General features: G+C 72.8%; 17 protein-coding genes. 5 read left to right on the plus strand and 12 right to left on the minus strand.

Annotated elements, in window-relative coordinates; all coding sequences use genetic code 11:
- Window positions 1–10 precede the first annotated feature (10 nt).
- From Q1B24_RS06035 to ligA, 4 genes are read right to left on the minus strand one after another with little or no spacing between them, the layout of a single operon-like run.
- Window positions 11–655 carry a response regulator transcription factor gene (locus Q1B24_RS06035; protein ID WP_299924733.1) on the minus strand — a complete coding sequence of 215 codons (645 nt, stop codon included), beginning with the start codon at window positions 653–655 and terminating at the stop codon, window positions 11–13.
- 30 nt (window positions 656–685) lie between these two features.
- Entirely contained in the window at window positions 686–2,914 is a 2,229-nt protein-coding gene (locus Q1B24_RS06040; RefSeq protein WP_299924736.1) for a sensor histidine kinase, read from the minus strand.
- Window positions 2,915–2,971: 57 nt separating this feature from the next.
- Entirely contained in the window at window positions 2,972–4,219 is a 1,248-nt protein-coding gene (locus tag Q1B24_RS06045) for a calcium-binding protein (protein ID WP_299924738.1), read from the minus strand.
- A gap of 54 nt (window positions 4,220–4,273) precedes the next feature.
- Window positions 4,274–6,466, minus strand: a complete 2,193-nt coding sequence (gene ligA, locus Q1B24_RS06050) for an NAD-dependent DNA ligase LigA (RefSeq protein WP_299924741.1) — start codon at window positions 6,464–6,466, stop codon at window positions 4,274–4,276.
- A 165-nt stretch (window positions 6,467–6,631) separates the two neighbouring features.
- Between ligA and Q1B24_RS06055 the strand changes: the two genes are divergently transcribed.
- The 3 genes from Q1B24_RS06055 to Q1B24_RS06065 all read left to right on the plus strand — a co-directional run bounded on the left by Q1B24_RS06055 (window position 6,632) and on the right by Q1B24_RS06065 (window position 9,626).
- Window positions 6,632–7,240 carry a TetR/AcrR family transcriptional regulator gene (locus Q1B24_RS06055; RefSeq protein WP_299924744.1) on the plus strand — a complete coding sequence of 203 codons (609 nt, stop codon included), beginning with the start codon at window positions 6,632–6,634 and terminating at the stop codon, window positions 7,238–7,240.
- Window positions 7,241–7,312: 72 nt separating this feature from the next.
- Entirely contained in the window at window positions 7,313–8,932 is a 1,620-nt protein-coding gene (locus Q1B24_RS06060) for an MFS transporter (protein ID WP_299924747.1), read from the plus strand.
- 55 nt (window positions 8,933–8,987) lie between these two features.
- Complete coding sequence (locus tag Q1B24_RS06065; RefSeq protein ID WP_299924750.1) at window positions 8,988–9,626, plus strand: alpha/beta hydrolase; 639 nt, start codon at window positions 8,988–8,990, stop codon at window positions 9,624–9,626.
- Between the two features lie 17 nt (window positions 9,627–9,643).
- Here the strand turns inward: Q1B24_RS06065 and Q1B24_RS06070 are convergent, their stop codons facing one another.
- From Q1B24_RS06070 to Q1B24_RS06080, 3 genes are read right to left on the minus strand one after another with little or no spacing between them, the layout of a single operon-like run.
- A complete protein-coding gene (locus tag Q1B24_RS06070) occupies window positions 9,644–10,633 on the minus strand; it encodes a methionine synthase (RefSeq protein ID WP_299924754.1) in 990 nt (329 codons plus the stop codon).
- Window positions 10,630–11,733 (minus strand): tRNA 2-thiouridine(34) synthase MnmA, encoded by a 1,104-nt coding sequence (gene mnmA, locus Q1B24_RS06075; RefSeq protein WP_299924757.1) that lies wholly within the window; start codon window positions 11,731–11,733, stop codon window positions 10,630–10,632. Before mnmA ends, Q1B24_RS06070 begins: the two co-directional genes overlap by 4 nt.
- A 10-nt stretch (window positions 11,734–11,743) precedes the next feature.
- Window positions 11,744–12,925, minus strand: a complete 1,182-nt coding sequence (locus Q1B24_RS06080) for a cysteine desulfurase family protein (protein ID WP_299924760.1) — start codon at window positions 12,923–12,925, stop codon at window positions 11,744–11,746.
- Window positions 12,926–13,017: 92 nt separating this feature from the next.
- Here Q1B24_RS06080 and Q1B24_RS06085 point away from each other — a divergent pair, with 92 nt between their 5' ends.
- A complete protein-coding gene (locus Q1B24_RS06085; RefSeq protein WP_299924763.1) occupies window positions 13,018–13,494 on the plus strand; it encodes an HIT domain-containing protein in 477 nt (158 codons plus the stop codon).
- A gap of 25 nt (window positions 13,495–13,519) precedes the next feature.
- Complete coding sequence (locus Q1B24_RS06090) at window positions 13,520–13,840, plus strand: MazG nucleotide pyrophosphohydrolase domain-containing protein (RefSeq protein WP_299924768.1); 321 nt, start codon at window positions 13,520–13,522, stop codon at window positions 13,838–13,840.
- Here Q1B24_RS06090 and proB read toward each other — a convergent pair.
- From proB to Q1B24_RS06115, 5 genes are all read right to left on the minus strand, one after another.
- Window positions 13,837–14,970, minus strand: coding sequence for a glutamate 5-kinase (gene proB, locus Q1B24_RS06095; protein WP_299924771.1), 1,134 nt, complete (start codon window positions 14,968–14,970; stop codon window positions 13,837–13,839). The two genes, Q1B24_RS06090 and proB, sit on opposite strands and share 4 nt — an antisense overlap.
- Entirely contained in the window at window positions 14,960–16,525 is a 1,566-nt protein-coding gene (gene obgE / locus Q1B24_RS06100) for a GTPase ObgE (RefSeq protein WP_299924774.1), read from the minus strand. Before obgE ends, proB begins: the two co-directional genes overlap by 11 nt.
- 158 nt (window positions 16,526–16,683) lie before the next feature.
- Entirely contained in the window at window positions 16,684–16,938 is a 255-nt protein-coding gene (gene rpmA, locus Q1B24_RS06105) for a 50S ribosomal protein L27 (RefSeq protein ID WP_056908627.1), read from the minus strand.
- Window positions 16,939–16,982: 44 nt separating this feature from the next.
- On the minus strand, window positions 16,983–17,282 hold the full coding sequence (gene rplU, locus Q1B24_RS06110) for a 50S ribosomal protein L21 (protein WP_056908626.1): 300 nt from the start codon (window positions 17,280–17,282) through the stop codon (window positions 16,983–16,985).
- A gap of 186 nt (window positions 17,283–17,468) precedes the next feature.
- Window positions 17,469–20,681: an Rne/Rng family ribonuclease gene (locus Q1B24_RS06115; protein WP_299924795.1), complete on the minus strand. Its 3,213-nt coding sequence runs from the start codon at window positions 20,679–20,681 to the stop codon at window positions 17,469–17,471.
- Window positions 20,682–20,921 lie beyond the last annotated feature (240 nt).

Below are 20,921 nucleotides of genomic sequence, written 5' to 3' on the forward strand. Positions count from 1 at the left end.
GCGTCGCCGCTCAGCCCAGTCCCGCCTCGCGGGCCTTGACGATCGCCTGCGCCCGGTGGGCCACCTGCAGCTTGGTGAAGATGTTGCTGGCGTGGTTGCGCACGGTCTTGATCGACAGGCCCAGCTGCCGGGCGATCTCCCCGTTCTCCTTGCCCTCCGCGATGAGCCCCAGCACGACCCGCTCACGCTCGGTGAGGTCGGGGAACGCGTCGGCGGCCGGTCGGCTGCGGGCACCCGCGAAGTAGGCCATCACCCGGTCGGCGATGCCCGGCCCGAAGATCACCTCGCCGGCGCCGACGGCCTGGACCGCCCGGGTGATCTCACCGCGCCGCGCGCCCTTGAGGAGGTAGCCACGTGCCCCGGCGCGCACGGCCGCGAACACGGACTCCTCGTCCTCCATCATCGTCAGCACGAGCACCCCGATGTGGGGCGACGAGCCGACGATCTGCGCGGTCGCGTCGATGCCGTTGACCCGCGGCATGTGCAGGTCCATCAACACCACGTCGGGCTGGAGGTCGAGGGCCAGGGCGATCGCCATGGCGCCGTCGGAGGCCGTGCCCACCACTTCCACGTCCGGCGTCGCGGCGAGCAGGGCCTCCAGCCCGCGCCGGAACTCCTCGTGGTCGTCGGCGATCAACACCCGGTAGCCGTCCATCGGGCTCCTCCTGACTCGTGCTCGGACTCCTCATCCCTGGTCGAGCGGCAGACCCACCCGGACCACGGTGCCGCCACCGGGGCGGTCGTCGACCTCGAACGTCCCTCCGAGCTCCTCGGCCCGCTCCCGCATCGAGGACAGGCCTACACCCGGACGGCGGTCCGCTGCCAGCCCCGACCCCGTGTCGGACACCTCGATGCGCAGGTCGCCGGCGTCGCGGGACAGGCGTACGACGCACCGGTCGGCGCCGCTGTGGCGCTGCGCGTTGGTCACCGCCTCGACGACGATGCGGTAGGCCGCGACCTCCACCGCCGCGGTGAGCGGCTCGATGTCGTCCTCGGCCTCGACGGTCCACGGCACCGTGCCCGCCCCGGCGCCGTGCTCGGCAGCCCGGTGGCGCAACGCCGAGACGAGGCCGAGCTGGTCGAGCGCCGGCGGGCGCAGGCCCTCCACGAGCCGGCGTACCTCGCCGATGCCCTCGCGGGCCTGGTCGGAGAGCCGCGCGACCAGGTCGGCTGCCTGCCCGGGGTCGTCCTCGATGAGGTCGGTGGCCGCCTCGAGGCGCATCGCGAGCGACGCGAGCGACGGCCCCAGGCCGTCGTGCAGGTCGCGCCGGAGCCTGCGTCGCTCCTCCTCCCTCGCTGCGACCAGCCGCTGCCGGGACACCTGGAGCTCGCGGTTGGCGGTGACGGCCTGGACCAGGGCACCCACCTGCGTGCCGACGTCCTCCAGCAGCCGGCGGTCACCGGGTCCGAAGGGGTCGTGGCCGGCATCCACCTCCAGCCGGAGACGGCCCACGGTGGTGCCGCCGACGGACAGGTCGACGGTCGCGGGCGTCCCCGTCGGAGCACCGACGGAGGCGGCCACCGGCCCGGAGGTCGGGGTGGCCAGCACGTCGACGGCCGCGAAGGACAGGTGGAGGCGGCGCGCGAGCAGCTCGAGCGCCTCCCGCAACGCGTCCTCCGGAGCGGTCAGCGCGTCGAGCCTGCGCAGGTCCGAGACCACGCGGTGCGGGAACTCCCGGTCGCCGTAGACCACGCGGCGCACCGTCCGCTGCACCGCGACGGCCGCCGGCAGCAGCAGCAGCGCCAGCAGACCACCGGCGAGCATCGAGCCGACCGAGATGTCCGCCGCGGCGTCCACGGCCCGCACCATGGCGACGAAGGCGGCGGCGACGACGACCAGCACGAGCGCCTGGACGAGCCCGCGCCGGACCCGCGGCTCGATCTCGGCGAGGTGGTAGCGCCCGGTGGCAGCCGCGATGCCGGCCAGCCCGAGCGCCCCGCCGAGCAGGACGAGCACGTCCTGGCGCAGCAACGGGGCGCCGGTGAGCAGGGCCGGCGCTGGGCCGAGGACGAACCAGGCCGTGGCGCCGGCAGCGATGCCGAGGAGCGCGAGCCGGGTGGCGAGCACGTCGGTGCGCTCTCGAGCCCTGAGGTACGCCATGGTCGCGACCACGAGGAGGGCCGGGGCGGTGGCCCAGAGGGCGGGCGCCCAGACGGTCGCCCACACCGACAGCCGCGCCAGGGGCGACCCGGCGCTCCCGAGACGCACCGCCACCCAGGCGGCGTACCCGAGCAGGGGGACGGTGACGAGCGCGAGCGTCGCCCACCGGTCGCGGGCAGCGGCTCGGGTCAGGAGCGCGACCGAGAGCAGGAGCGCCACCAGCCCGAGAGCGGCCATGGCCTCCCCGACGAGCTGGGGCCAGGCGCCACGGGCGCCGGTGAGGTCGATGACGCCGAGACCGAGCGGGGTGGACGTGATGGCGGCCGGCAGCAGGGCAGCGGCCGCGAGGAACGCCCGGGCGGGAGCTGCCCCCGGTCGCGCCCAGAAGACGAGGGAGCCCAGCGCGAGCAGCAGGGCGGGCAGGAGCACTACGTGCGGGGCGCTCCGCGTGGCGGCCCCGAGCGGGTAGCGGGCCAGCGTGACGTCGACCTGCTGGATCAGGTCGAGGCCGGACCCGGTGCGGCGCACCTCGTAGCGGACCACGTCGCCCACCTGACGTCGTACGCCGTCGCTGACCCAGTCGGCCGGCGAGCGCCCGTCGACGGCCTGCACCACGTCACCGGGCCGCAGCGGGGTCTCGCCGTAGGTGGTCGCGACCCGCACGGTCTCGCCCCAGCTCGCGCCGGCCGACGGCAGGAGCCTCGAGGAGAGGCTGGTGCCGTCGGACGGGCCGGCCAGCAGCGCGAGGACGGTCCAGCAGACCGGCACCGCCCAGGCCACTGCGAGCACGAGCAGCCTGCTGGTGCGCGCCATGGAGGAATCGTGCCCCCGTCCGGCGCTGCGGGGAAGAAGACGCGCTGCGCGGGAGGCTCAGCAGCTGGAGCGCTTCTCGGCCGCCTTGCAGGTGTCGTTGCCGCCCCGACCGCGAGCGATGTCGAACCCGCGACCACCGTCGAGCCGGTCGGGCTCGTCGGAGCCGGTGAGGACGTCGGCCCCGCCGCGGCCGTAGAGCATGACGCGGTAGTCGGGGTGGGCGGTGACGATCTCGGAGTCGTTGCTGCCCTTGAAGATCGACGACGCCCGCGGGGGCAGGACCACGTCGCTGAAGCCGGTGACCTTGCCCTCCAGGGTGAAGGGCTGGAGGCCGCGGATGGTCGTCTTCTTCAGCTGGTCGATGCGCAGGGTCGGCTTGAGGGCCGGGTTGGAGTGCGGCAGCAGCCGCAGCTTGTCCTGCCCGCCGTAGCCCTTCGCGACGAAGCCGGACTCGCCCGGGATCGGGAAGATCATGGTGTCGCTGCCGCTCCCGCCCCGCCACACCTGGTGGCTCTCCGACGTCGTGGACAGCGTGTCGCTGCCGCTGCCCCCGACGAACGTGTCGATCCCGGAGGCGCCGGTCAGCGTGTCGTCACCCGCGTCGCCGTAGAGCCGGTCGTTGCCGAGGGCGCCAGTGGTGTCGGCGACGACCGTGTCGTCACCGCCCCGACCGAAGATCGTGTCGTCGCCGCCGCGCGCAGTGATGACGTCGGCGGAGTTGGTTCCCTTGACCGTGTCGCCGAGGGGTGACCCGACAAGCCGGATGCCGCCGTCGAACCCGGTGACGGTGTCGTTGCCGTCGGCGGCGATCGGGACTGTCGCGGCGGCGCGGAAGTCGACCACCACCGGGGCGATCGCGTTGACGTAGGTCACGCCGTCGAGCAGCACGGCGGTGCCCTCGCTGGCGGGCCGCGGGTCGTGGCCGAGGTCGATCGTGTCGTCGCCTGCGCCGCCGGAGATGGTGTCGCCCTTCTTGACGACCCGGCCGAACTGGTCGAGCCGCACCAGGTCGGTCTCGCCGTGGAGGCGGTCGTTGCCCTCACCGCCGAGGATCGTGTCGGCACCGTCGCCGCCGCAGATCACGTCGTTCCCACCGAGTCCGCGGACGGTGTCGTTGCCGCCGCGCGCGACCACCACGTCGCGCTGCGGCGTGCCGGTGATGGTGTTGGCCTTGTCGTTGCCCACGATGGTGGCCCGCAGGCCGGCACAGCTCGGGGCGGCGTGCGCGGTGGGCGCGACGGCGAGCGGTGCCGCGAGACCGGCTGCCGCGACGACGGCGGGCACGAGGTGACGGATGAGGCGCATGCAGACTCCCAGGAATGGTTTCGTTCCTGGGTTGATGACCGCCCCCGGCCCTTCTCAAACCTCCAGCGCGTCGGGTCCCTTCTCCAGCAGCACCACGAACTGGTCCTCGTCGAGCACCGGCACGCCGAGCTGCTCGGCCTTGTCGGCCTTCGACCCGGCGTTGTCGCCGACCACGACGTAGTCGGTCTTCTTCGACACCGACCCCGATGCCTTGCCGCCCCGGCTGATGATCGCCTCCTTCACCGAGTCGCGCGTGTAGTGCTGCAGGGAACCGGTGGCCACGATCGTGAGGCCCTCGAGCGTGCGGGGGACGGACTCGTCGCGCTCGTCGGCCATCGACACGCCCGCGGCGGCCCAGGCGTCGACGATCGCGTTGTGCCACTCGGCGTTGTCGCCGACCTCCTCGGACTCGGCGTCGCCGACGCTCGCGCCGTGGAACCACTCGCGCACCGATGCCGCGATCGTCGGCCCGACGCCGTCGGTGGCCGCCAGCGCCTCCTCGGAGGCCTCGCGGATCGCGGTCATCGACCCGAACTCGGTGGCCAGCGCCCGCGCTGCGGTCGGCCCGACGTGGCGGATCGAGAGCGCCACCAGCACCCGCCACAGCGGCACGGCCGCCCTGCGCTCGCGGAGGTTGGCCAGCAGGCGCGCGCCGTTGGCCGACAGCTGCGGCCCCTCCTCCCCCTTCTTCGGCGCCCGGGTGAACAACGGCGCCCTCAGCAGGGCTGCCTCGTCGAGGTCGAACAGGTCGCCCTCGTTGGTGATCACGCCGGCGTCGAGCAGCGCGACCGCCGCCTCGTAGCCCAGACCCTCGATGTCGAAGGCACCCCGGCCGGCGACGTGGAAGACCCGCTCGCGCACCTGGGCCGGGCACTTCTCGTGGTTGGGGCAGCGGAGGTCCTTGTCGCCCTCCTTCTGCTGCGCCAGCGGCGTGCGGCACGCGGGGCACCTCGTCGGCATCCGCCAGGGCCTCAGGCCCTTCGGTCGCAGCGCCAGCACCGGGCCGAGGATCTCGGGGATCACGTCGCCGGCCTTGCGCAGGATGACGGTGTCGCCGGGGCGCACGTCCTTGCGCTTGACCTCGTGGGCGTTGTGGAGGGTGGCGTTCTCGACCGTGGAGCCGGCGACCTTCGTGGGCTCCATGACGCCGTAGGGGGTGACGCGCCCGGTGCGGCCGACGTTGACCTCGATCGACCTGAGGAGCGTGTTGACCTCCTCGGGGGGATACTTGAAGGCGATCGCCCACCGCGGCGCCCGGCTCGTGGAGCCGAGCCGACGCTGCAGCGCAACGTCGTCGACCTTGACGACGAGCCCGTCGATCTCGTGGCCGACGATGGTGTGGCGGTGCTCGCCGACGTGGGTGATGAACTCCTCGACCTCCGCGAGCGTGGCGACCACCCTGACCTGCTCGGAGGTGGGCAGGCCCCAGGCCCGCAGGGCGTCGTACGCCGTGCTCTGCGAGGTCGGCTCGAAGCCCTCGCGCGCACCGATGCCGTGGCAGACCATGCCGAGGTCGCGGGTCGCGGTGACCCGAGGGTCCTTCTGGCGCAGGGAGCCGGCGGCGGCGTTGCGAGGGTTGGCGAACATCGGCTTGCCCGCCTCGACCATGGAGGCGTTGAGCCGCTCGAAGGCGTCGGTGGGCAGGAACACCTCGCCACGGACCTCCAGCAGAGCGGGCACCGGGTGCTCGTCGGTCGCGGTCAACCGGTGCGGCACGGAGGCGACGGTCCGCACGTTGGGCGTCACGTCCTCGCCGGTGCGCCCGTCGCCGCGGGTGAGCGCACGCACGAGGCGGCCTTGCTCGTAGAGGAGGTTGATGGCGAGGCCGTCGACCTTGAGCTCGCACAGCAGCGCGGGCGACTCGATGCCCTCGCGCAGGATGCGGGCGTGCCACGCGGCGAGCTCCTCGAAGGAGAAGGCGTTGTCGAGGCTCTCCATCCGCTGGAGGTGGTCGACCGCCGTGAACTCGGTGGAGACCGCTCCCCCGACCTTCTGGGTGGGCGAGTCGGGGGTGCGCAGCTCGGGGAACTCCTCCTCCAGGGACTCGAGCTCGCGCAGCCGCACGTCGAACTCGGCGTCGGACAGCGTCGGGTCGTCGAGGACGTAGTAGCGCCAGCGGGCGTCGTCCACCTGCTCGCTCAGGTCCTGGTGGCGCTCGCGCGCCTCGGGCGGGGCGGACGCCACCGACGCCGCGGTGACCTCGGTGACCTCGGCGAGCTCGGGGTCGGGCTGCTCGGACGTGCTCATGCGCACAGTCTGCCGGTCACCTCGGACACCTGGCGCGACGCAGTGGTCTGGACCGGATGAAACGCCTTTGTTCCATCGGAATGGATCTGCCTACCCTGACGTTGTTGAAACGAAACCGTTCCGTTTCATCACACCCGTTCCACCCAGGACGACCGAGGAGCATGCGTGACCCCGACCGAGACCGGCACCCGCCCCCGTGTGGCGGGAGAGCGCGAGCTGGAGATCCTGGAGGCGACCCTCGAGGTGCTCGCGGACGTCGGCTACGACCTGCTCACGATGGACGCCGTCGCCACCCGGGCGAAGGCGTCCAAGGCCACGCTCTACCGTCGCTGGAAGGGAAAGCCCGAGCTCGTCGTCGCCGCGGTCACCCACCACCACGCCACCACGTCCTCGGCCCCCGACACCGGCACCCTGCGCGGTGACCTGCTCGCCGCCTACTGCGGGCAGGGCGGCCTCAACGACACCCAGGCCCAGTCCGTCCTCGCCGCCGTCGTCACGGCGATGGGGCGCGACCCGGAGTTCGCCGAGGTCTACCGCCGCGACTTCATCAGGCCCAAGATCGCGACGTCCCGGGCCATCTACGAGCGGGCCCGCGCACGAGGAGAAGTCCACCCGGACGCCGACCTCACGATCCTCGGCCCCTCACTCGCCGGCATCGTGCTGCACCGCGCCTTCCTGCTCGGTGAGCCCGTCACCCCCGAGCTCGTCGGACGGGTGCTCGACGAGGTCATCCTCCCCGCGGCGCTCAACGGACCCACGTCCCGCACCGACTGACCATCACGTCCGACCCACTGTCGGACCCCTCTGATCCACTTGACGCGCACCACCCTCCACGAAGGACGTTCCATGACCGACAGCACCCTGGTCGCCGACGAAGTGACCCCCGAGCAGCACAAGCGCCTGCGCTGGGCGCTCGTGCTCATCTCGCTGGCGCAGCTGATGGTGGTGCTCGACAGCACCATCGCCAACATCGCCCTCCCCTACATCGGCGCCGACCTCGACATCGACCAGGCCAACCTGCAGTGGATCGTCACGGGCTACGCCCTGACCTTCGGCGGCTTCCTGCTGCTGGGCGGCCGCTTGGCGGACCTCTACGGCCGCCGGCTGATCTTCATGGTGGGCGTGCTGGTCTTCGCAGTCGCCTCGCTCGTCGGCGGCTTCGCCCAGGACGAGTTCATGCTGCTGTCGGCCCGGGCCCTCCAGGGCCTGGGAGCGGCGCTCGCCTCCCCCGCCGCCCTCGCACTGATCACGACCACGTTCCCCGCGGGCAAGGAGCGCAACCGTGCCTTCGCGATCTACGCGGCGATGGCCGGCGTCGGCGCGGCCGTCGGTCTCCTCCTCGGCGGCTGGCTCACCGGGCTCGACCCGATCCTCGGCCTCGAGGGCTGGCGCTACACGTTCCTCATCGTCGTCCCGATCGGACTGGGTGCGGCGTTCTTCGCACCCCGCTTCTTCGACGAGTCCGAGCGCCACACCGGCTGGCTCGACGTCCCCGGCGCCATCACCGGCACGGGTGCCCTGCTCGCCATCGTCTACGGCCTCTCCCGTGCGGGCGACTCACGCTACGGCTTCGACGACACCACGACCATCGCCAGCCTCGTGCTCGGCCTCGCGCTCCTCGGCGTGTTCCTGCTGATCGAGAGCCGCGTCGAGCACCCGTTGATGCCGTTCCGGATCTTCAGGAGCAAGAACCGCGCGGCCGCCTTCGCGGTCATGATGATCGTCCCCGCCGCGATGTTCGCGATGTTCTTCTTCCTGTCGCTGTTCATCCAGCTGGTCGTGGGCTACTCCCCGCTCCAGACCGGCGTGGCCTTCCTCCCGTTCTCGATCGCCATGATCATCTCGGCGACGGCCGCCTCCAGGCTGATCGCCTTCGTCGACCCGCGCTACCTCTCCGGCGTCGGCACGCTACTCTCGGCCGCCGCGCTCTACGGGTTCAGCCGCATCACGGTCCCCGAGGACCCGGGATCGATCCTCGCCTCGCTCCCCGCGTCGATGGGCGGTCAGGGCGTCGCGCTGGGCGACGGCGTCAACTACTGGACGCAGATCCTGCCGTTCGTCGTGCTGATGGCCTTCGGCATGGGGCTCAACTTCGTGCCCCTGACCCTCGTCGCGGTGCACCACCTGCGCGCGCAGGACACCGGCATCGGTTCCGGCGTGCTCAACACGATGCAGCAGGTGGGCGGCGCGCTCGGCCTGGCGACGCTCAGCACGGTGTCGCTGCACTTCGCGCAGACGCGGGCCGACGAGATCGCTCCGTCGATCGCCGCGGCCGCACCCCAGCTCGACGAGGCGGCGCTGGGCCAGCTCGCCTCGCTGGGCTCGTTCACCGAGGGCGCCACGATGGCGTTCTTCGTGGGCTCGCTGATGATGATCGCCGCCTCGGCGATCGTGTGGATCTTCCTCGACGTCAAGCACGAGGAGCTCGCGACCGAGTCCGCACCCGAGGGCGTGGGCGTCCACTGACCCGGCGTCCGGCCCGCCCGCCCATCCGACGTCGCCACCGTCTCGAAGGAGAAACGTGAGTGATCCCCTCCTGACCACCGCCGACGTCCCGGGCGACCCGCGCGCCATGGTCCTCGTCCTCCACGGGGGCAAGCCCCGGTCGGACCGGGTCATCGGCCCGACCAGTGCGTCGTGGCGCCGGGCCGCGTGGCTCCAGCGCTCGATCGTGCCGCAGGCGCACGAGGCCGGCGTCGGTGTGTGGCTCGCGCGCTACCGGGTGCGCGGGTGGAACGGCGGCGCCGGACCGGTGCACGACGCCCGGTGGGCGCTCGACGAGCTGCGGTCCGCGCACGGCGACGTACCCGTCGTGCTCCTCGGGCACTCGATGGGCGCCCGGGTCGCGGTGCACGTGGCCGACGACCCCTCGGTCGTCGGGGTGGTCGGCCTGGCCCCGTGGTGGTCCGCCGACGACCCCGTCACCACGCTCGCGGGTCGCGACCTCCGGGCCGCGCACGGGCGCCGCGACCGCATCACGTCCTTCCGGGAGACCAGCCGCTACGTCGACCGGGCGCGCAGCGTCGCCGCCAGCGCCGAGCTCCACGACATGGGCGGCCTCGGCCACTACATGCTCGCCGGGTCCGGGCACTGGCACGACGTCGCGCTGGGGTCGGTCCTCGAGGTGCTCGCCGCCAGGGTCCCCCGCGCCGAGCGGTGACCGGCCCCAGCGGGCGGTCAGAGGTTGCGGGCCACCGTCGCCGAGAGCCGTACGGCCCGACCCGCCCACTCGGCCGTCGCTCCGGCGAGGCCGCAGGTCGGCGTGATGACGAGGCGGTCACCGACGCCGTCGGGGTCCAGGCCGAGCATGTCGAGCCAGCGCTGGACCCGCTCGGTCGTGCCGACCTCGGACTGACCCCCGGCAGGAGCGCTGGACGGTACGACGCCGAGGGCGGCGGTGCGGCCGGACTCCAGCGCCTCCGCGAAGGTGTCGAGGTCGGCCGGGCCGAGCATGTCGAGGTCGGCGGAGAGCCCGTGCACCCCGGTGCCCGCGACGAGCGACCACGGCGTCTGCGGGGCGCAGGAGTGCACCCACGCCTCGCCCCCGGCGTCGACGACGGCGGAGACGACCCACTCCAGGTGGGCCGAGGCCTCGGGCAGGTCGACGCTGCGGTGCCGGCCGAAGCCGCTGGCCGTCGGCACCTGGGCGGCCACGACCGCGGCCAGGGCCGGTTCGTCGAGCTGCACGATCCAGCGGTCGACGCCCCCGAGGCGCCGACGCAGGTCGGCGAGGTGAATGCGCACCCCCTCCGCGAGCGCCTGGGCCAGCTCGCGACGCGCGCCGTGGTCGGCGAGCACCTTGTCACCGCGCGGCTTCTCGACCGTGGCGGCCAACGTCCAGGGACCGGTGACCTGGGTCTTGAACGCACCCTCGTAGTCCTGGGCGAGCTCCTCGACGGTGTCGAGGTCCTGCGCGAGCAGCGAGCGGGCCCGGCGGTGGTCGACCCCGCTGGCGTCGGTGAGCCGCCAGCCCGCGGGCTGCAGGTCGGCACCGAGACCCGCGACGACCGCGAGCCCCCGACCGGTCATCGCGGCCGTGACACCGCGACCGGGCACCTCCGGCACGTGCGGCAGGTCGGGCAGCTCGCCCAGGACGAGACGGGTCGCCTCGACGTGGTCGGCGTCGGTCGTGCCGGGCATCGAGCCCACCCCGGTGGCGCGCGTCATGCGGCGCCGTCGACGGAGCGGGTGGAGGCGATGGTGGCGGAGCCGACGACGCGGGTGCCGTCGTAGATCACGGCTGCCTGCCCCGGCGCGATGCCCTCCGCAGGGTCGAGGAGGTCGATCTCGACGCGGTCCCCCGCCACGAGCACGACGGCCCGGTGCTCGGCACCATGGGCACGCAGCTGCACGGTGCCCTCGACCCGGTCGGGCACGGTGCCGCACCAGCGCGGCCGGATGCCCGACACGTGGTCGACGGCGAGGCGTTCGCGCGGCCCGACGGTGACGGTGCCGCTGACCGGCTCGATGTCGAGCACGAACCGGGGCTTGCCGTCGGCCGCGGGCACACCGAGCCGGAGGCCCCGGCGCTGGCCGATGGTGAAGCCGTACGTGCCGGTGTGGCTGCCGACCGTCTCCCCCGTCGTCGCGTCGACGATGTCGCCACCGTGGTTGGGCGCGCGATCGCCGAGCTTCTCGCGCAGCCAGCCGGCGTTGTCACCGTCGGCGACGAAACAGATGTCGTGCGAGTCGGGCTTGTCGGCCACCAGCAGGCCGCGCGCCTCGGCCTCGCGGCGCACGGCCGGCTTGTCGGTGTCGCCGAGCGGGAACAGGGAGTGCCGCAGCTGCTGCTGGTCGAGCACGCCGAGGACGTAGGACTGGTCCTTGGCATGGTCGGCGGCGCGGTGCATCTCGATGAGGCCGTCGGCTCCGGTGCGCAGCTGGGCGTAGTGGCCGGTCGCGACCGCGTCGAAGCCGAGCGCGAGCGCCCGGTCGAGCACCGCGGCGAACTTGATCTTCTCGTTGCAGCGCAGGCACGGGTTGGGGGTGCGCCCGGCGGCGTACTCGTCCATGAAGTCCTCGACGACGTCCTCGTGGAAGCGGTCGGAGAGGTCCCAGACGTAGAACGGGATGCCGATGACGTCGGCAGCGCGGCGCGCGTCGTTGCTGTCCTCGATCGTGCAGCAGCCCCGCGCCCCGGAGCGGTAGGACGCCGGGTTGCGGCTCAGCGCGAGGTGCACGCCGGTCACGTCGTGCCCGGCCTCGACGGCCCGGGCGGCGGCGACGGCGGAGTCCACCCCGCCCGACATGGCGGCGACGACCTTCATCCCCGGCTCCTCAGCGAGCCCGGGCAGCGCGGGCGCGCTCCACGACGGGTCCGATGGCCTCGACGACGGCGTCGATGTCGGCCGGCGTGGTGGTGTGGCCGAGCGAGAAGCGGAGCGAGTGCCGCGCCTGGTCAGGGTCGCAGCCCATCGCGAGCAGCACGTGCGAGGGCTGCGGGACGCCTGCCGAGCACGCGGATCCGGTGGAGCACTCGATGCCGCGGGCGTCGAGCAGCATCAGCAGGGAGTCGCCCTCGCAGCCGGGGAAGCCGATGTGGGCGTTGCCGGGCAGCCGCAGCGGTCCCGCCGGCGCACCGTGCAGGTGGGCGTCCGGCACGACCTCGATGACGCGGCGCACGAGGTCGTCGCGCAGGGCGGCGACCCGCACCGCGTGCTCGTGCTGGTGCTTGACCGACTCCTCGACGGCCGCGGCGAGGCTGGCGATGGCGGGCACGTCGAGCGTGCCGCTGCGGATGTCGCGCTCCTGGCCACCGCCGTGCACCAGCGCGCTGACGGCCAGGTCACGTCGTACGACGAGCGCTCCCACACCGTAGGGGCCACCCACCTTGTGGCCGGTGAAGGTCAGCGCGTCGACACCCGAGGCGGCGAAGTCGACCGGCACCTGTCCGAGGGCCTGCACGGCGTCGGTGTGCACGGGGACCTGGTGCTCGGCGGCGATGGCGACCACGTCGGCGATCGGCTGCAGCGAGCCGACCTCGTTGTTGGCCCACATCACCGACACCAGGGCCACGGACGCCGGGTCGCGCGCGATCGAGTCCCGCAGGGCGTCGAGGTCGAGGACACCCTCGGACGAGACGGGCAGCAGCTCCACCTCGGCTCCGTCGGACTCCGCCAGCCAGTGGAGCGGGTCGAGCACCGCGTGGTGCTCGACGGCGGTGGCGAGGATGCGCGTACGACGGGGGTCCTCGGCGCGCCGGGCCCAGAAGATCCCCTTCAACGCGAGGTTGTCGGACTCCGTGCCGCCGGAGGTGAAGACGACGTCGCCCGGCCGGGCGCCGATCACGCGCGCGATGGTCTCGCGGGACTCCTCGACCACCCGCCGGGCGCCGCGCCCCGAGGCGTGCAGCGAGCTGGCGTTGCCGACGCCGGTGAGCTGGCGTGTCATCGCCTCGACCGCGACCGGGAGCATCGGCGTGGTCGCGGCGTGGTCGAGGTAGACGAGCGGCTGGTTCATGACCTGCCAAGCCTACGGGGCCGACCTTCGCCCACCCGCCCCGCGTGGCCACCTTCACACCGGAGGCCCCGGGCCGGTGGAAGGGTGTGCCCGTGCACACCCACGAGCCCGCCGGATACGACTGCCCGTTCTGCCGCCTGCAGCGAGGCGTGCACAACGAGCACAACCAGCCCGGGGACGTCGTCGCCGTGACCGAGCTCGCCTACGCGCGCATCTCGCCGAAGTGGTGGTCGGCCAATCCGGGCGCCGCGCTCGTCATCCCGCGCGGGCACCACGAGAACCTGTACGACATCCCCGCCGTCGTCGGGCACGCCGTGTGGGACCTCACCCAGCGGGTCGCGGTCGCGATGCGCGCGGCGTACGACTGCGAGGGGATCTCGACCCGGCAGCACAACGAGCCGTCGGGCAACCAGGACGTCTGGCACCTGCACGTCCACGTCTTCCCCCGGCACGCCGACGACCGCCTCTACGAGCAGCACCGGTCGACGCGGTGGGCGACGGCCGCCGAGCGTGCGCCGTACGCCGAGCGCCTCGCCGCCGCCCTCGACCTCCCGCGCCACTTCGCCTGACCGGACCCTGCGGCAGGATCACCGCATGGACTTCCAGCAGATGCAGGAGCGCGCCCGACAGGTCCGGGCCCGCTACGCCGAGGTCGAGGCCTCCACCTACGGCCGGTCGTGGACGGTCGAGGAGGTCATGCTCGGCTTCCTCGGCGACGTCGGCGACCTGGCCAAGCTCGTGCAGGGCAAGGCCGGGGTGCGCCCTCGCGACGACCTCGACGAGGCGCTGGCACATGAGCTGGCAGACTGCCTGTGGAGCGTCCTGACCCTCGCCGACGCGTACGACGTCGACCTCGCCGCCGCCTTCACCAGCACGATGGACGAGCTCGACGAGGTCCTGGCCGAGGAACCCTAGAGCACGACGAGGTCGTCGCGGTGGATGACCTCGCGCTCGTACGCCGTCCCCAGCGCGTGCTTCAGCTCCCGGGTCGAGCGGCCGAGGAGGGCGGGCAGCTCGTCGGCGTCGAAGTTCACGAGCCCGCGGCCCACCACCGTGCCGTCGGGGTCGAGCAGGTCGACCGCGTCACCGGCGACGAACGTGCCGTCGACGGCCGTGATGCCCGCCGGGAGCAGGGACGCGCGCCGCTCGACGACCGCGCGCACGGCGCCCTCGTCGAGGGACAGCGTGCCCTGCCCGGACGTCGCGTGCGCCAGCCACAGCAGCCGGGTGGGACGGCGCTTGCCGGTGGCCTCGAAGTGGGTGCCGACCACCGCACCTGACAGCGCGGCGGCTGCCTGGTCTGCGGAGGTCAGCACGACGTCGATGCCGGCGCCGGTCGCGATCCGCGCCGCGTCGACCTTCGTGGTCATGCCGCCGGTGCCGACACCGGCGGCGCCGGCCGACCCGATGGTCACCGCCGCCAGGTCGTCCTCGGAGCGGACGACCGGGACCAGCTGCGTGCCCTGGCGCGACGGAGGACCGTCGTAGAGGCCGTCGACGTCGGAGAGCAGCACCAGCAGGTCGGCGTGCACGAGGTGGGCGACGAGCGCCGCCAGCCGGTCGTTGTCGCCGAAGCGGATCTCGGAGGTCGCGACCGTGTCGTTCTCGTTGACGATCGGCACGACACCGAGCTCGAGCAGCTTGGCGAAGGTCTGGTGGGCGTTGCGGTAGTGCGCGCGCCGCGTGACGTCGTCGACGGTGAGCAGCACCTGGCCCGTGACGATGCCGTGCCGGGCGAACTCCTCCTGGTAGCGGTGCGCGAGGAGCCCCTGACCGACCGACGCCGCGGCCTGCTGTGCGGCGAGGCTGCGCGGGCGCCGGGTCAGCCCGAGGGGGGCCAGGCCGGCGGCGATGGCGCCCGACGAGACGAGCACGACCTCGGCACCGCTGCCGCGTGCGGCAGCGAGGACCTCCACCAGCTGACGTACGCGTGCCGGGTCGATGCCGCCGGCGGCGGTGGTCAGCGACGACGAGCCGACCTTGACGACGATGCGACGGGCACCGTCCACCAGGCTCAGCCGGGTGGCCGAGCGGTCAGTCGTCACTGCCGTCCCAGTCGGGGTCGTCCTTGCTGCCGATCTCGTAGGCCATCGGACCGACGCCGGAGCTGCCGGTGCTGCGGTTGGGTCCCTTCTTCCGGCGCTCCTCGTCGAGGCGGCGGGCCACGTCGGCGCGGGCCTCCTCCTCCGACTTCGTCTCCATCGCCTCGGCGATGTCGCGTCGTCGGTCGCGGGCCGGTCGGTTCTCGCGAAGCCGCTCGTCCTCACCGCGACGGCCGAGCATCTCGGCACCGGCCTCGATGCTGGGCTTGAAGTCGAAGACGACCGAGTTGTTCTCCGGCCCGATGATGACGGCGTCGCCCTCCTGCGCCCCCATCTGCGCCAGCTTGATCTCCACGCCCAGCCGGTTGAGACGGTCGGCCAGGAAGCCCACGGCCTCCTCGTTGCTGAAGTCGGTCTGCCGCACCCAGCGCTCGGGCTTGGTGCCACGCACCCGCCAACCGTCCTCGGTCTCGACGACCTGGAAGTCGTCCCCGCCGTCGACAGCCTTCGGTCGCAGCACGATCCGCTCGGGCTCGGCAGCGGGCGCGACCTCGCGGGACGCGACGACGATCTCGGCCATGGCGAAGGTGAGCTCCCGGAGCCCGGCGCCGGAGGCGGCGCTGACCTCGAAGACCCGCATCCCGCGGCCGCGCAGCTCCTCGACCACCATGTCGGCGATGTCCTGGCCGTCCGGGACGTCGACCTTGTTGAGGGCGACCAGCCGGGGCCGGTCCTCCAGCCCGCCGTAGCGGGCGAGCTCGCCCTCGATGACCTCCAGGTCGTCGAGCGGGTTGCGGCCGGGCTCGATCGAGGCCGTGTCGACGACGTGGACCAGCGCCGCGCAGCGCTCGATGTGGCGCAGGAAGTCGTGGCCGAGGCCGCGCCCCTCCGCGGCGCCCTCGATCAGGCCGGGCACGTCGGCGACCACGAAGGTCGTCTCGCCCGCGGTGACCACACCGAGGTTGGGGATCAGGGTGGTGAACGGGTAGTCGGCGATCTTGGGCCGCGCCCGGGAGATCGCCGCGATCAGCGACGACTTGCCGGCGCTCGGGAACCCGACCAGGCCGATGTCGGCGACGACCTTGAGCTCGAGACGTACGACGAGCTCGTCGCCGGGCTCGCCCAGCAGGGCGAACCCGGGGGCCTTGCGCTTGGAGGAGGCGAGGGCGGCGTTGCCGAGGCCCCCGCGGCCGCCAGCAGCGACGACGAGGGTCGTGCCGTGGCCGACCATGTCGGCCAGCACGGAGCCGTCGGCGTCCTTGACGAGGGTGCCGTCGGGGACGGCCAGGACCAGGTCCTTGCCGTTGCCGCCGTTCTTGTGGTCACCCGCGCCCTGGCCGCCGTTGTCGGCCCGCCGCTTCGGGCTGTGGTGGTAGTCGACGAGCGTCGTGACGCTCGTGTCGACCTGCAGGATGATCGACCCGCCCTGGCCGCCGTTGCCGCCGTCGGGGCCGCCGAGCGGCTTGAACTTCTCCCGCTTGACCGAGGCCACGCCGTTGCCACCTCGTCCGGCCGCGAGGTGCAGCGTGACCTGGTCGACGAACGTGGGGATGGCCATCAGATTCCTTGCTGTCAGTGGTGCTGAAACCACAAAAGGCGCCCCAGGTGGGACGCCCAGTGGTGAGACGGATTTCGAGACGAGTCGCTCAGCTCCTCGCAAGCTCGGACCTGAGCCGAGCTCTCCTCAATCTCCCGCCCTGTGTCGACTTCGCAGGCTCAGTCGACGGGCGTGATGTTGACGACCTTGCGACCGCGGCGGGTGCCGAACTCGACGGCGCCGGCCTGCAGGGCGAACAGGGTGTCGTCACCGCCGCGACCCACGCCGGTGCCCGGGTGGAAGTGCGTGCCGCGCTGGCGGACGATGATCTCGCCAGCGCCGACGACCTGGCCGCCGAAGCGCTTCACGCCGAGGCGCTGGGCGTTGGAGTCGCGACCGTTCTTGGTGCTCGCGGCACCCTTCTTGTGAGCCATTGTTCAGTCCTTCTGAAGAGACTTGGTCGACCTCGAGCGAGCGCTCAGAGGGAGATGTCGGTGACCTTCACCTGGGTGTACTTCTGGCGGTGACCCTGGCGCTTCTTGTAGCCGGTCTTGTTCTTGTACTTCTGGATGATGATCTTCGGGCCCTTGGTGCGGCCGGTCACCTCGACGGTGACGCTCGCCTTGTCGAGGCCGGTCGCGGTGACCTTGTCACCGTCGACGACCATCACCACGGGAAGGGTGAGGGTGTCACCGGCGGCGGCCATCGCGTCGATCTCGATGACGTCGCCCACGGCAACCTTCTGCTGCTTGCTGCCACTGCGCACGACTGCGTACACGGCGAGTCACTCTCCTCGATACGAACTACAGGTGAAAAAACTTCGGGACTGCGCACGACACCGCCTGATCGGGCGAGTACGCCGCGTGGCGGGCGCGCAGAATCGGTGCGTCGAACACCGAGGGTCAAGACTACGGGATCGGGGGCCGACCGGGCAAAACGAGGTCGGCCACCCGCTCCCGCGAGCTCAGCGCTTGCGCGAGCCCTTCTTCTTGATCGGGACGTGCTCGACCACCGGCGCCTCGCCCGGACCGCCGGACGACAGCTCCGGCTGTGCACTCGGCTGGCCGTCCGCTCCGGGCTCAAGACCTGCGGTCCCGGGCTCGACCACGCCCGACGCCGGCGCCGTGCCAACCCCGGACGGCGGTCCGGCGGGGCGGCTGGCGGAACGGCGACGCGTGCGGGTGACCACCTTCGGCTTCTCGGCCTCGACAGGCGCCTCGACGGGCTGCTCGACGGGCTGCTCGGCGGGCTGCTCGGTCTTCTCCTCGACCGCCCCGCCGTCGGCCGACGGCTCGGGCGAGGGCTCGGGGGCCGTCTCGGGGGAAGCCTCGGTCGACGCCTCCTCGACCTGCCGGTCGGCCCGCGCCATCGCGGCGACGTCCTTGGGCGAGGGAGCGTGGTGCTGCTCGGCGGACGCGGCGTTGCCGCTGTCGTTGCCGGACTCCTCGTTGCCCGAGCCGCGGCGTCCGCGCCTCCGGCTGCCGCGACGGCCCTCGCCGTCGTCGGGGCGTGCATCGGGGTCGACCGGCTGGTCCTTGATGACCACGCCCCGGCCGTGGCAGTGCTCGCAGTTCTCGCTGAACGCCTCCACCAGGCCGGTGCCGATGCGCTTGCGGGTCATCTGCACCAGTCCGAGCGAGGTCACCTCGGCGACCTGGTGGCGGGTGCGGTCGCGACCGAGGCACTCCACGAGCCGGCGTACGACGAGGTCGCGGTTCGACTCGAGCACCATGTCGATGAAGTCGACGACGATGATGCCGCCGATGTCGCGCAGCCGGAGCTGGCGCACGATCTCCTCTGCCGCCTCGAGGTTGTTCTTGGTCACCGTCTCCTCGAGGTTGCCCCCGGACCCGGTGAACTTGCCGGTGTTGACGTCGACGACGGTCATCGCCTCGGTGCGGTCGATGATGAGTGAGCCTCCCGAGGGCAGCCAGACCTTGCGGTCCAGGCCCTTCTGGATCTGCTCCTCGATGCGGTAGGTCGAGAACACGTCGCCCCCAGTCGCGCCGCGCTCGAACTTCTCGAGCCGCTCGCCGAGGTCGGGGGCGACCGAGTCGACGTACCCACGGACGGTCTCCCAGGCCTCGTCACCCTCGATGACGAGCTTGGCGAAGTCCTCGGTGAACAGGTCGCGGACGACCTTGAGGGTCAGGTCGGGCTCGCCGTAGAGCAGCTGCGGGCCGGAACCCCTGTGGGTCGCCTTCTTCTCGATGTCCTCCCAGCGTGCCTTGAGGCGCTCGACGTCGCGCGTCAGCTCCTCCTCACTGGCACCTTCCGCCGCGGTGCGCACGATGACGCCGGCGGTGTCGGGGACGATCTCCTTCAGGAGCGTCTTGAGACGGCTGCGCTCGGTGTCGGGCAGCTTGCGGGAGATCCCGGACGTGGTGCCGTCCGGGACGTAGACGAGGAAGCGGCCGGCCAGGCTCACCTGGCTGGTCAGGCGGGCGCCCTTGTGGCCGACCGGGTCCTTGGTGACCTGCACGAGGACCATCTGGCCGCTGGAGAGCACCGACTCGATCTTGCGCGGCTGGCCCTCCTTGTGGCCGAGCGACTGCCAGTTGACCTCGCCGGCGTAGAGGACCGCGTTGCGGCCCTTGCCGATGTCGATGAAGGCGGCCTCCATCGACGGGAGGACGTTCTGCACCCGGCCGAGGTAGACGTTGCCGATGAGGGAGGTCTGGGACTCGCGGGCGACGTAGTGCTCCACGAGGACCTTGTCCTCGAGCACGGCGATCTGGGTCAGCTCCTTGCGCTGGCGGATCACCATCACCCGATCGACCGACTCGCGGCGGGCGAGGAACTCGGCCTCGCTGACGATCGGCGCCCGGCGTCGGCCGGCCTCGCGGCCCTCGCGACGACGCTGCTTCTTGGCCTCCAGCCGGGTGGAGCCCTGGACCGAGGTGATCTGGTCCTCGGCGGATCGGGTCTTGCGGACGCGGGTGACGGTGTTGGGCTCGCTGTCGTCGGAGGGGCCCTCCTCGCCGGCGCGGCGACGGCGGCGACGGCGGCGCGAGGTGCCCTCGCCGGTGCCGTCGGACTCGTCGGAGTCACCGTCGCTCGGGCCGGAGGTCGTGGTCGACTCCGCGGTGTCGTCGGCGGTGTCGGCGGACCCGGCGCCGGTGTCACCACCCTCGTCGCCGCCCTCGCCGGACTTGCGACGACGACGGCCACCACGACGGCGGCGCCGGCGACCGGAGCCACCGTCACCCTCTGAGTCGTCGCTGGACTCCCCCGCGTCGGCGGTGTCGGTGCCGGTGTCGGCGACCTCCCCGGCGACCTCGGTCGCGTCGACGTCGGCGAGGACCGTGTCGGCGGCGGCCTCCTCGTCCTCGTCGGGGACGGGCACCTGGTCGACCTGCGCCGCGGCAGCCTTCTTGCCGGACCTCGACCCGGACCTCTTCCTGGCCGGCTTCTCGTCAGGCTGCTCGGCGTCGGAAATATCGGCGTCGGATGTCTCGGCGGGTGACTTCTTCGCGGCTGACTTCTTTGCCGTTGACTTCTTCGCCGCGGTCTTCTTCCCGGTCACGGGGGCGTCCGCGGCGTCAGCGGGCCCGGTCGCCTCGGCCTCGCGCCCGGCCGGCGCACTCTCGACCGGAGCCGGCGCCGCCTTCTTGCGGGTGCGGCGGGTGGTCGTGGTGACGACCGGCGGCTGGAACAGCACGGCGTGGCCGGTCGCGGCGTCGGTGGTGTCGGCTGTGGTGTCGGTGGCCGGCGCGGTCTCCTCGGCCTCCGGCTGGGGTGCTGCGGCGGCCTTCTTGGCGCTGGTCCGCTTGGCGGCCGCCTTCTTGGCCGGGGCCTTCTCGGCGGACTTGGCCGCGGACTTGCGGGCGGCGGCCTTCTTCACCGGCGCCGGGGCGTCCTCGACATCGGCCTGCGGCTCCACCACGGGCGCGTCGGCCTCGGGCGTCGCGGCGGCCTTCTTCGCGGCGCTCTTGCGAGCCGGCGCCTTCTTGGCGGGCGCCCGGCGCGAGGTGGTGCGCACGACGGGGGCGTCGGCGTCGGCGTCGGCGGGCGCGGCGGCCGGCGTGTCTCCGGCCGGCGCAGCGGCTGCCTTCTTGGCAGGCGCCTTCCGCGTACGACGTGTCACGACGGGTGCGGTGCCCCCGTCGGTCGCCCCGGGAGTCGTGGACCCCGACTCGGTGCGCTCGGGCTGGTCGGGCTGGTCATCACTGAGCATGCGGTGCTCCTCGGGCACCGTGACGGTGCCGGTACGGCGCCCGCTCCTCTCGCGACGCGATCGGCGGGGGCGCAAAGCTTCTGTGGCGGCGACCCCCTCCGCGGGTGCGTCTCCGGACGGCCGGTGCGCCACCCGCCGCGGTCGCCGGGCCACGCGAGTCGCTGTCACCGACTCCTGTGGCCGCGTCGCGGTCCGGTGACGTCCACCTACCCGGGGTGCCGACCACTGGTGCGGCCGGCG

Origin of the sequence: uncultured Nocardioides sp. (assembly GCF_947488025.1) — a bacterium.
Taxonomy (GTDB): domain Bacteria; phylum Actinomycetota; class Actinomycetes; order Propionibacteriales; family Nocardioidaceae; genus Nocardioides.

Excerpts from the sequence above, each read along its gene's own strand:
- rpmA (WP_056908627.1), bottom strand. The coding sequence starts at position 16,938 with ATGGCTCACAAGAAGGGTGCCGCGAGCACCAAGAACGGTCGCGACTCC.
- Q1B24_RS06060 (WP_299924747.1), top strand. The coding sequence starts at position 7,313 with ATGACCGACAGCACCCTGGTCGCCGACGAAGTGACCCCCGAGCAGCAC.
- Q1B24_RS06070 (WP_299924754.1), bottom strand. The coding sequence starts at position 10,633 with ATGACGCGCGCCACCGGGGTGGGCTCGATGCCCGGCACGACCGACGCC.
- Q1B24_RS06080 (WP_299924760.1), bottom strand. The coding sequence starts at position 12,925 with ATGAACCAGCCGCTCGTCTACCTCGACCACGCCGCGACCACGCCGATG.
- Q1B24_RS06090 (WP_299924768.1), top strand. The coding sequence starts at position 13,520 with ATGGACTTCCAGCAGATGCAGGAGCGCGCCCGACAGGTCCGGGCCCGC.
- Q1B24_RS06045 (WP_299924738.1), bottom strand. The coding sequence starts at position 4,219 with ATGCGCCTCATCCGTCACCTCGTGCCCGCCGTCGTCGCGGCAGCCGGT.
- ligA (WP_299924741.1), bottom strand. The coding sequence starts at position 6,466 with ATGAGCACGTCCGAGCAGCCCGACCCCGAGCTCGCCGAGGTCACCGAG.
- obgE (WP_299924774.1), bottom strand. The coding sequence starts at position 16,525 with ATGGCCATCCCCACGTTCGTCGACCAGGTCACGCTGCACCTCGCGGCC.
- Q1B24_RS06040 (WP_299924736.1), bottom strand. The coding sequence starts at position 2,914 with ATGGCGCGCACCAGCAGGCTGCTCGTGCTCGCAGTGGCCTGGGCGGTG.
- Q1B24_RS06035 (WP_299924733.1), bottom strand. The coding sequence starts at position 655 with ATGGACGGCTACCGGGTGTTGATCGCCGACGACCACGAGGAGTTCCGG.
- mnmA (WP_299924757.1), bottom strand. The coding sequence starts at position 11,733 with ATGAAGGTCGTCGCCGCCATGTCGGGCGGGGTGGACTCCGCCGTCGCC.
- Q1B24_RS06115 (WP_299924795.1), bottom strand. The coding sequence starts at position 20,681 with ATGCTCAGTGATGACCAGCCCGACCAGCCCGAGCGCACCGAGTCGGGG.